At 40.0% G+C, this 10,791-nt stretch carries 8 protein-coding genes; 2 read left to right on the plus strand and 6 right to left on the minus strand.

Features of this window, described 5'->3' with window-relative positions; genetic code table 11:
* Positions 1–146: 146 nt before the first annotated feature.
* The 4 genes from Q1R07_RS00300 to Q1R07_RS00315 all read right to left on the minus strand — a co-directional run bounded on the left by Q1R07_RS00300 (position 147) and on the right by Q1R07_RS00315 (position 4,786).
* On the minus strand, positions 147–1,361 hold the full coding sequence (locus Q1R07_RS00300; RefSeq protein ID WP_300484816.1) for a folylpolyglutamate synthase/dihydrofolate synthase family protein: 1,215 nt from the start codon (positions 1,359–1,361) through the stop codon (positions 147–149).
* A gap of 32 nt (positions 1,362–1,393) precedes the next feature.
* Complete coding sequence (locus tag Q1R07_RS00305) at positions 1,394–2,284, minus strand: energy transducer TonB (RefSeq protein WP_300484818.1); 891 nt, start codon at positions 2,282–2,284, stop codon at positions 1,394–1,396.
* 127 nt (positions 2,285–2,411) lie between these two features.
* Entirely contained in the window at positions 2,412–3,638 is a 1,227-nt protein-coding gene (locus Q1R07_RS00310) for a Glu/Leu/Phe/Val dehydrogenase dimerization domain-containing protein (protein WP_300484820.1), read from the minus strand.
* Positions 3,639–3,715: 77 nt separating this feature from the next.
* On the minus strand, positions 3,716–4,786 hold the full coding sequence (locus tag Q1R07_RS00315; protein WP_300484822.1) for an anhydro-N-acetylmuramic acid kinase: 1,071 nt from the start codon (positions 4,784–4,786) through the stop codon (positions 3,716–3,718).
* A 96-nt stretch (positions 4,787–4,882) separates the two neighbouring features.
* On the opposite strand from Q1R07_RS00315, the gene Q1R07_RS00320 reads away from it, so the two are divergent.
* A complete protein-coding gene (locus Q1R07_RS00320) occupies positions 4,883–6,022 on the plus strand; it encodes an acyl-CoA dehydrogenase (protein WP_300484824.1) in 1,140 nt (379 codons plus the stop codon).
* An 84-nt stretch (positions 6,023–6,106) separates the two neighbouring features.
* Positions 6,107–8,518: an ATP-binding protein gene (locus Q1R07_RS00325; RefSeq protein ID WP_300484825.1), complete on the plus strand. Its 2,412-nt coding sequence runs from the start codon at positions 6,107–6,109 to the stop codon at positions 8,516–8,518.
* Here Q1R07_RS00325 and Q1R07_RS00330 read toward each other — a convergent pair.
* On the minus strand, positions 8,515–9,891 hold the full coding sequence (locus Q1R07_RS00330; protein ID WP_300484827.1) for a sigma-54 dependent transcriptional regulator: 1,377 nt from the start codon (positions 9,889–9,891) through the stop codon (positions 8,515–8,517). The genes Q1R07_RS00325 and Q1R07_RS00330 overlap by 4 nt on opposite strands.
* Positions 9,892–10,032: 141 nt before the next feature.
* A complete protein-coding gene (locus Q1R07_RS00335) occupies positions 10,033–10,335 on the minus strand; it encodes a hypothetical protein (RefSeq protein ID WP_300484829.1) in 303 nt (100 codons plus the stop codon).
* Between the last annotated feature and the right edge of the window lie 456 nt (positions 10,336–10,791).

Genomic DNA, 10,791 nt, shown 5'->3' on the forward strand with positions numbered 1-10,791 from the left:
GAACCCCCGACCCCCTCGGTGTAAACGAGGTGCTCTGAACCAGCTGAGCTAATCGCCCTTATGTTTTGTAGTCAGCAATTGTGTTCCTGATTACGAGTGCAAATATAGGACAGTTTTTTAGATCTGCAAACAAAAAACGAAAAAAATTATAAAATTTCCGCTACAACAAAAGTGCTCCCACCGACATAGATAAAATCGGCTGAGCCTGCCATACGCAAGGCTTCCGCATAAGCAGCTGACACAGAATCGAATGCCGATCCAACCAATCCAAATTCGCTTGCTTTTTGTTGTAAAATCATAGCCTCCAATCCTCTTGGCACATTCGGTTTACAGAAAAAATAAGTTGCATTTTTAGGGAATAACGGCAAAATAGAATCCAGATCTTTATCGTTCACCACGCCTAAAACGAAATATAAGTGTTCAAATTTTTCTTTTTGTATTTGATTTAAGACAATTTTTAGTCCGTGACTGTTATGTGCCGTATCACAAATTACTTTCGGATTCGAATGCATTTGCTCCCATCGCCCTCGCAATTGTGTATTCTTTACCACATTCAGCAAGCCGCTTTCAAGGTTTTCCTCGGTGATCGTAAAAAAGCGCTTTAAAACGTCCACCGCCTGTACAACTGTCTTTTTATTATGGAATTGGTAATCGCCCAATAAAGCACCGGGATAATCCCGGGTGATCAAATCGGAAGCAAAGTAAATCTCCGAGCCGCATTCGGTCGCTTTCCCTATAAAAACCGGTTGGGTTTCTTCGTTATATTCTCCTATAACAACAGGAACGCCAGGTTTGATAATTCCGGCTTTTTCGAACGCAATCTCGCGATAGGTGGTTCCTAAAAATTGTGTATGATCAAAACCAATATTCGTGATAACCGATACCAAAGGCGTGATGACATTGGTCGAATCCAGTCGACCGCCCATGCCGACCTCAATAACGGCTACATCCACTTTTTCCTTTTCAAAATAATCGAAGGCCAAACCAACCGTCATTTCAAAAAAACTCAACTGGTTACTTTCGAAAAAAGCCTTGTGTTGCGCGATAAAATCACAGACAAAAGTTTCCGGTATTTCGGCACCGTTAATTTTAATCCGCTCTCTAAAATCCTTTAAATGTGGCGACGTATACAACCCGACTTTATACCCTGCTTCCTGTAAAACCGAAGCGATCATAGAGGACGTCGATCCTTTTCCGTTGGTTCCGGCAATATGTATCGTTTTGATTTTATTTTCCGGATTTCCCAATTCTTTGCACAGTAAAACCGTATTGGTTAAATCTTTTTTATAGGCTGAGGCGCCTTGCTGCTGGAACATTGGCAATTGTGCAAACATCCAGTCTAACGTTTCCTGATAATTCATTTGCTATAAAAGAAAAAAGAGTAAAGATTCCTTTACTCTGTCAACTTGAAGTTATATATAATTTTTCCCACCTGTTTGTCGGGTGCGCTTGGATTCGGGTCGAATTTGGTTTGCATGGCGGCAATTCGTGCCTGATCCAACAGACATTTTGCGGCATTGGTCGTTCCACGTACACCGGGTTCGGCACCAATTACTTTTCCGTTTTTGTCTACTTCTATTTCAACGGCTACAAAACCTTCTTCATTACAATTATAATTCGGTCTTGGTTTTGAAATCGCTTTACGTCCCGCCAATTGGTAGTTTCCAACTCCGGTACCGTTACCATTTCCATAACCGCCACCTTTTCCACCACCGGAACCAGGACCTTCACCGTCTCCATTACCCGATCCTTTTCCATTTCCGGAACCGCCCCCGCCATAATAGCCGGAAGCATTTTTATCACCGTTTAATTTCCCTTTGTTACCACTGGCATTATCATCGCCATCACCGCCGGATTTCGAACCGTTCATCAAATTCGCTAACGCATCGGTTGTCGATTTGGATGGTTTTGGTTTTTCCGGAGTCGGCACGGGTTTATCAACCGGTTTTGGGGTCACTTTAGTTTTCTCCACTTTTTTTGTCGTCGCCACTACCGGAGCATCGTCATAATCCTGACCGATAATTTCCTCTTGTGGCGTCGGAGTAGCCGGAGTTGCTTTGGTATGATTGGACACATTCAGTACTTCGCTCTGTAAATTTTTACCGGAACCGACATCACTGTCACCAAAATTCACAGCGATTCCACCGCCACCGCCACCTTCAAGCTGCATAATATCCAACGTGGACGAAAATTTTAAAAGAAACAACAATGCGATAATCACACCGCATAATACGGTTGTAATCACAAATGATTTCTTTTCCTGTTCTGTTTCGAATCCTTTCATTATTTCGCTAAATAAACTGTATAAAAAGGTCTAGCAAATAGCATTCCTTTTTTCTTTATAACGGCAATAAAGGTAAATAATTATTATTAAAAAAAAACGCCCAACAAATTGTTGGGCGTTTTAGCTATTATAAAAGTTGTTTTAGTGCTATTTCAAAAGCTGTTGCACTAATGTTTTTCTTGTCTGAATTAAGTGCGTGTACTTTTTCGATGGCTGTACGAATGATGTCCGATGTATCGTTAAAGATCGACTCGTCTGTCATTTGTACTTTTTTCTCCATAAAATAAGCAAATACACGAGCCATTCCACAGTTGGAAATAAAGTCCGGAATTAAACTTACTTTGCTATCGGTTTCTTCCATAATCGGACCGAAGAAAATCTCTTTATCGGCAAACGGAACATTCGCACCACATGAAATCACTTCCAATCCGGATGCAATCATATTGTCAACCTGTTCTTTGGTTACCAATCTTGAAGCGGCACACGGTGTAAAGATTTCCGCACCCAGGTTCCAGATTTTAGCATTGATTTCTTCAAAAGGAATCATATTATCAGCAACCAATTTGTTTCCGTCTTTGTTTAAGAATAACGTTCTGATCTCTTCGAATGAAAATCCTTCTTCTTTGATCAACCCTCCGTCTCTATCGATAATTCCGACAACCTTCGCACCCATTTCAGCCAGGTAGAAAGCCGCTGCCGAACCTACGTTACCAAATCCTTGTACGATTGCTTTTTTACCTTGTACGCTTCCGCCATAAATATCATAAAAATGACGAACCGCCTGTGCTACACCATATCCGGTGATCATATCAGCAACCGTATACTTTCTGTTGATATCCGGAGAGAAAGTTGTGTTTTCGATCACCTTTACCACACCCTGACGCAATTGTCCGATACGGTTAATTTTGTCGGCTTCAGTCGGTTTAAAATGTCCGTTGAATACCCCTTCCTGCGGATGCCAAACACCACATTCTTCTGTCATCGGGATTACTTCGTGGATTTCGTCTACGTTTAAATCGCCTCCGGTTCCGTAATAGCTTTTTAACAAAGGGGAAACCGCTTTATACCAACGTTGTAAAACGCCTTTTTTTCTTGGATCGTTCGGGTCGAAATTAATTCCAGATTTTGCACCGCCAATCGCAGGTCCTGAAACCGAAAACTTCACTTCCATTGTTTTGGCAAGTGACAACACCTCATTCATATCCAAACCTTTACGCATACGGGTTCCTCCTCCGGCAGCGCCTCCTCTTAATGAGTTGATCACTGTCCATCCTTCGGCTTCCGTTTCCGCATCTTTCCAATGGAATACTACTTCCGGTTCTTTATTTTCGAATTTCTTTAATAAATCTTTCATTTTATGTAATTATTTATTGTATTGTTGTTTTTTAAGTCGCACAAATATAGCCTGAAACTCTTAAAATCTCAAAGTTTTTACGCTATATCATAAATTCTTCCGGAACTGTGATTATGACGCGCTCCGGTAACGCTGGCCAGTACATTTATTTCGTTGCGAAGCTTTAAAACACCCAGCAAACCGAAGATCAGCGCTTCTTTAAATTCGATTGTTTTGGTATCGGGAACTGCGACTTTTATTTCGGGTAAATTCTCTTTGATCAACTCAATAAGAAAATAATTGTAAGCACCACCACCGGTGATCAATAAATTACCTTTGGGTAGCGGTAACGCCTGGCCTATCTGAAACGCAATATGTTTTGTAAACGTAGCCAACACATCCAATTCCGGTAATTCATGCTGATCAATCAATGGAAAAACGGTTTCTCTTACAAATTCAAATCCAAGTGATTTGGGATGTCTGGCCTGATAAAACGGCAACGCATTCAGTTCCTGTAATAATTTTTCCGACACCTTTCCTTTTGCCGCCAGTTTCCCCCGGTCGTCATAGGCATAGCCCAATTTTTCCGCATAACAATTCAGCACCGTATTGACCGGCGAAATATCAAAAGCAATCCGGTTGCTGTTTTCTTCAAACGAAACATTGGAAAAGCCGCCCAGATTCAGGCAATAGGCATAATCGGCAAACAATAAACGGTCTCCAATAGGAACCAATGGCGCGCCTTGGCCGCCAAGAGCTACGTCGTCTACCCGGAAATCACAGACCACTTTTTGCCCGATCAGTTTGGCAATTTTCGGCAGGTTTCCGATCTGCAATGTCAGTCCGTTTTGCGGTTGGTGCAAGATGGTATGTCCATGCGAACATACTGCGTCCAATTTCTGAATATCATTTTTTCGGATAAAATCGCGGATTACACCGGCGAGTAAAACGGTATAATTTTCGTTTAACATTTCCAATTGTAACGGTGTGTAACCAACGGCTTCGCGAAGCCATGCTATCCATTCTTCCGAATACGGAACCGTTTCACATTGTTGGATTTGAAATTGCCACTGTTGGTTTTCCAGCGTAAAAGTTATAGCTGCCAGATCAATCCCGTCCAGGGAAGTTCCGGACATGACTCCGATAACGTTATAGACACTATTTTGCATGGGTTAAAATTAGGTAATCCAGTTGAAAGTATGACATTTATACGCTATATTTGGGAACTTTTTTAAAGAACATTCAAACAAAATAACTTATAAGAAATGGATTTTAAACTGACTGAAGAGCATTTAATGATACAGCAGGCTGCTCGTGATTTTGCTCAAACCGAATTACTACCGGGCGTAATTGAAAGAGATGAACACCAAAAATTCCCTGAAGAACAGGTTAAAAAGATGGCCGAACTAGGATTTTTGGGAATGATGGTTGACCCTAAATACGGTGGAGCCGGATTGGACAGTGTTTCTTACGTATTGGCTATGGAAGAAATCGCGAAAGTTGATGCTTCTGCTGCCGTAGTAATGTCAGTAAATAACTCATTAGTATGTGCCGGTCTTGAAAAATACTGTAGCGAAGAACAAAAAGAAAAATATTTAGTACCACTAGCTAAAGGTGAGGTTATCGGAGCGTTCTGTTTATCAGAGCCGGAAGCCGGATCGGATGCTACGTCACAAAAAACGACTGCCATCGATATGGGGGATCATTATTTGTTAAACGGTACTAAAAACTGGATTACAAACGGTAATACCGCTTCTACTTATATTGTAATTGCACAGACAGATGTAGAAAAAGGACACAAAGGAATCAATGCTTTTATCGTTGAAAGAGGATGGGCAGGTTTCGAAATCGGTCCAAAAGAACAAAAAATGGGAATCCGCGGATCCGACACACATTCCTTAATGTTTACCGACGTTAAAGTACCAAAAGAAAACAGAATTGGTGCCGACGGATTCGGATTTAACTTTGCAATGGGTGTATTAAACGGTGGTCGTATCGGAATTGCTTCTCAGGCATTGGGAATTGCTTCCGGAGCATTCGAATTGGCGTTAAAATATTCGCAGGAGCGTAAAGCTTTCGGTAAAGAAATCTTCAAACACCAGGCAATTGCTTTTAAATTGGCCGATATGGCAACACAAATCACTGCCGCGAGAATGTTATGCTTTAAAGCGGCTTGTGAAAAAGATGCCGGTCAGGATATTTCACATTCCGGAGCGATGGCAAAATTATATGCATCACAGGTAGCAATGGATACTACTATCGAGGCGGTTCAGATTCACGGTGGTAACGGATATGTAAGAGAGTACCATGTGGAGCGTATGATGCGTGATGCTAAGATCACTCAGATTTACGAAGGAACTTCCGAAATCCAGAGAATTGTAATTTCAAGAGGTTTGGTTTCTTAATTCCAAACTCTTCACAATAAAGGAGTCCAACTTTGCGTTGGACTTTTTTTTTGATTACAAAAACAGATCGAGTATCTTTATAAAATGGATAAAAGAGCCAAGTCATTACAATTTAAAGTTGTTCTGGGATATATTTTCCTGATTGTTATCGCAGTGATTTCCGTTTGGTATATCTATTCCGAAATTCTAAAACTTGCTACTCCGAAAGAGACGACATCGGAAGAAAACAAAAAAATTCTGAAGATCAGTAATGTCGTAACCAACCTCTATACTTCGGAAGCCATCGGCCGATCGGCGATGCTCACCGAAAACAAAAACACCATCAACGAATATTACCGGTTACTGGACAGTATCAATTCTGAAATTGAGACGATTAAGGAAGGTGCCGACGACAATCAACTTGTCAAATTCGACTCGATACAAATGCTCTTAAAAAAGAAGCGAAAAAGTATCCGGGAGATTCTAAACTTCCGAAAAAAATTCAGTCACGAAAACAATCTGGACAAAGCCATAACCAAAATTTATAACGTTAAAGACTCGTTGGTTTTAAACTTCCAGCCGATTAGTCGGGCGCGAAACAATTCCCAGATCCGGAAATTCCTCGATAATGTACTCGATCCACACCAACGGGATTCATTAAGTATACTTCCGGTTTCGAACGATTCGTTGGTTCTGGCTTTCGAAAAAATTATTTCGGATGTGGTAACCAAAGAAAACCGAATTAAAAGTCAGCTATTTAAACGGGAACAAAAATTACTGGAAGAAAACCGCGTTATTTCCGATCAGCTTCGGAACGTACTAATATCCGTTGAAAAAGAAATCCTACAGAAATCCTATCAAACCATCAACGAATCGAAATTTGCCATTAGCAAAACCACCAAAAATATTGCGTGGATTGGAGCGGTAGCACTTTTACTCGTGATTCTTTTTGGCTTAATTATTGTTCGTGATTTACAGAAGAATCAAAAATACAGGATGCAATTGGAACGGCTTAATTCAGAAAAAGAAGATCTACTCCGAAGCAAAACCATGCTTTTGGCTACCGTTACGCACGATATCCAAACGCCATTGGGAAGTGTTATCGGCTTTTCCGACCTGTTAAAAAATACGCCCGTTTCCCCAAAACAGCTACAATATCTGGACAATATCAAACATTCGTCCCATTATATCCTCAAATTGGTGAACGACCTGATTGATTTTTCGAAACTGGAAAACAACAAAATTAAAATCGAGAAAATCAACTTTAATTTTAAAGATCTGATCGAAAACAGTTGTCAGCCTTTGGTCCCGAATGCAACAAATAAAGGGATTCAATTGCAATGGAACATTCAAAAGGAACTGGACGGACTTTTTGTTTCCGATCCGTACCGTATCAAACAAGTATTGACCAACCTGGTGACGAACGCCATCAAATTTACACAGGAAGGACAAGTAGTCGTTGCCGCCGGACTGGATTCGGACTGGATCTCGATTAAAGTGAGCGATACCGGGATTGGGATTCCGAAAAACAAACAAAAAGACGTTTTTAAAGAATTTACGCAGGCACATTCCGGAATCGAAAAAAAATACGGCGGAACCGGACTTGGCCTTACGATTGCCAAACGGATAATCGAACTTTTAGGCGGAACCATTACACTGGAAAGCGAAGAACATAAAGGTTCGACGTTTACCGTTCGCATTCCGAATATCCCTGCCGAACAATCGGTTTTAAATCCTTCTTCCGAAAATGACACCACAGCATACGATTTTCTACAGGACAAAAAGATCCTGATTGTAGACGATGATGTTATGCAATTAAAATTAATGGAAGAAATTTTGGCTACCTATTCGGTTCAGGTCACCACCACAACGGATGCTACAAAAGTAGTCGCTATGCTACTAAAAACTCCGTTTGATCTGATCATCACTGATATTCAAATGCCTAAAATGGATGGTTTTGAACTGGTTGAGGCGATTAAAAGCAACCCAAATCTGGCTTCGTTACCCGTTATTGCGTTAACCGGAAAACGCGATTTGGTATTTGAAGATTTTATCAAAAAAGGATTTGAGACATTTCACCCCAAACCGATACAATTAAAAGACTTATTGAGTCAACTACAAGCTATTTTTGAAGGGCGTCTGGTTCGTGAAATCAAATACGACCAGAACCAACATCGCAACCACCAACTGTACAATCTTAGCAGTCTGAATCAGTTTACGCAAAACGACCGTAAAGCGTTAGAAGGCATCATAACCGCCTTTATCAACAGTTGCAGCGACAACATCGAAGGATTAAAAACAGCCGTCGCAAATAAGGATCAGGAAGCAATTGCCCAATTGGCTCATAAACTAATCCCGATGCTCAAACAAATGGAAGTGCAATCTATTGTGGCCCTTTTAATCCCTTTGGAAGACAAAACGCTTGACTTCCAAAAGGTCAATCAAAAGGAATATGTACAATCGATCATTGATCAATTGGAAGTATTAATCGAGAAACTAAAATTTGAAATCCGTTAAAGCTCGATATTATAAAGTTTGATTTTATTGTATAAGGTTTTCCGGTCGATTCCTAACAACTGAGCCGCCTTGGTTTTATTAAAGCGCGCGCGTTCCAACGCATCGAGAATCGCCTTTTCTTCATCTTTAGACGAATACAACTGGAATTCACTTTCCGTTTTTTCCTGATACGGGTTGTCGAACATTTCCTGAGGCAGCACTTCTTTTAGTACCATATCCCCTTTGGTTAGCAATACCGAACGTTTGATAATGTTTTTCATTTCCCGTAAATTCCCCGGCCAATCGTAGGTTAAAAATAAATCGGTTACGGGTTGAGAAAAGCCCTGTACGTCTTTTTCAAGATCGTGATTCGCCATTTCCAGAAAATGATTGGCAAAAATCAGGATATCATTTTTTCTTTCGGATAGTCGTGGTGCTTTAATGCTAAATTCATTCAGACGATGGTATAAATCTTCCCTGAAATCGCCTTTTTTGACCGCTTCCTGTAAATCTTCATTGGTTGCAGCGATCACGCGTATATCAACGCCTATTTCGTTATTACTCCCTACCGGCTTGATCTTACGCTCCTGTAAAGCGCGCAATAATTGTATCTGCACTTCATACGACAGGTTTCCGACTTCATCCAAAAATAAAGTTCCGCCATTGGCTGCTTCAAAATGTCCGGTTTTGTCATTAAAAGCTCCGGTAAAAGAGCCTTTTAGATGTCCGAAAAACTCACTTGAAGCCAATTCCTTTGGAATCGCTCCACAATCGACCGCGATAAATGGCTTGTCCTTACGTTTGCTTTGTACGTGTATACTATGAGCGATATATTCTTTACCGGTTCCGCTATCACCAATGATCAATACCGACATATTCGTAGGCGCCACCAATTCGATATAATCGTGCAACTGACCCGAATGATCACTAATTCCTTTTACAAACGGAAACGTACCATTTTGCGAGGAAGTCTTTGTTTTGGTTGGAGTCTTCGCATCTGCATCAACTGTCTCTTCTATAATCGGACTGGCCTTTTTCTTTAAAGATTGATTAATTGTATGCAGAATCTCATCCGGATTAATCGGCTTTCCAACATAATCGAAAGCCCCCATTTTAATGGCATTAACAGCTGTTTTGATTTCGGTATAGCCGGTCATCAGAATAACCTGCGTCGGAAATGACTTTGCCTTTATTAACTGCAATAGCTCGATACCATCTTTATCCGGTAATCTGATATCGGTCAATACAACGTCGAACGTTTCGTTTTCCAATATACCTTCAGCCTCTTTAGCCGAAAAAACATTGTGTACTGTAAATCCCTTTTTTTCCAGGAAAGTCTTTACCATTACGCAAAAAGAAATATCGTCGTCTACAACCAAAATTTTTGAACTCATCTACAATTAAATTTGATACGATACAAATTTAACATTTTTGGTTGTTAATTAGTGTTAAGTGTATAAACAATAAAAGGAGGCCAATGCCTCCTCTTACCGAGTAGAAAAAATCTACTTATTCACCTTACTACATTTCAAATATTAAGCTTCTTTGATGAATTCACCAGCAGAAGTGAACAAAGCAACTACAGTTGACCCGTCTTTTTGCAATGTTAATTTGTATTCTCCGTCAGCGGCAACTGCAGCACCAGTTAAAGTGTAACCTGCATATTTTTCACCGATTTTTTTCAATGCATCTGCATTTACTTCAGATGGTTTGATTTCTTTGTATTCTTTTTGTTGAAAGATATCGATAGATTGAACATCTGAGATGGAAACGTTAGTTGCGAATGCAGTTGTTCCTAATCCTAAAACTAAAGCTGTTGATAAAAGTAAATTTTTCATAAGACTAAATTTTATATGTTATTAATTTCTGTTACACTTAGCTTATATGAAAAAAACATACCAAAAGCGGAGAAGCAATATAAAAACAATATAAAACACTAAAAAACAAGCATTTAAAAATAAATAAAACTTTTTTCACTGCTTAAAACAAGTGTAGAAACCGTTTCAAAGTGTAGAATTATTCTACAATTATGAAACACAAAAAGTGTGGAATTAGAAGTTTTTCAAATATTATAAAATACAAAAACCGGAGACAACTCCGGTTTTTATATGTTTTGCGGTATACACCTGACAGGTTTCGAAAACCTGTCAGGTGTGATATACGGTGAATAAAAAAGAAAACCCCGTAATCCGGGGTTTGTAGTGTTTATTTGTTATGGAATTGACATAAAACAAAAAACCCTATCCGTTTGGATAGGGTTTTCAAAAGAAAGGCGGCGACATACTCTCCCACAG

It is taken from the genome of Flavobacterium sp., from assembly GCF_030146175.1.
In the GTDB taxonomy this organism is placed as follows: Bacteria; Bacteroidota; Bacteroidia; order Flavobacteriales; family Flavobacteriaceae; genus Flavobacterium.

Bases quoted from the DNA above. Each gene is read 5' to 3' on its own strand.
- Q1R07_RS00300 (WP_300484816.1), bottom strand. From the start codon at position 1,361: ATGAATTATCAGGAAACGTTAGACTGGATGTTTGCACAATTGCCAATG.
- Q1R07_RS00315 (WP_300484822.1), bottom strand. From the start codon at position 4,786: ATGCAAAATAGTGTCTATAACGTTATCGGAGTCATGTCCGGAACTTCC.
- Q1R07_RS00330 (WP_300484827.1), bottom strand. From the start codon at position 9,891: ATGAGTTCAAAAATTTTGGTTGTAGACGACGATATTTCTTTTTGCGTA.
- Q1R07_RS00325 (WP_300484825.1), top strand. From the start codon at position 6,107: ATGGATAAAAGAGCCAAGTCATTACAATTTAAAGTTGTTCTGGGATAT.
- Q1R07_RS00305 (WP_300484818.1), bottom strand. From the start codon at position 2,284: ATGAAAGGATTCGAAACAGAACAGGAAAAGAAATCATTTGTGATTACA.
- Q1R07_RS00320 (WP_300484824.1), top strand. From the start codon at position 4,883: ATGGATTTTAAACTGACTGAAGAGCATTTAATGATACAGCAGGCTGCT.
- Q1R07_RS00310 (WP_300484820.1), bottom strand. From the start codon at position 3,638: ATGAAAGATTTATTAAAGAAATTCGAAAATAAAGAACCGGAAGTAGTA.
- Q1R07_RS00335 (WP_300484829.1), bottom strand. From the start codon at position 10,335: ATGAAAAATTTACTTTTATCAACAGCTTTAGTTTTAGGATTAGGAACA.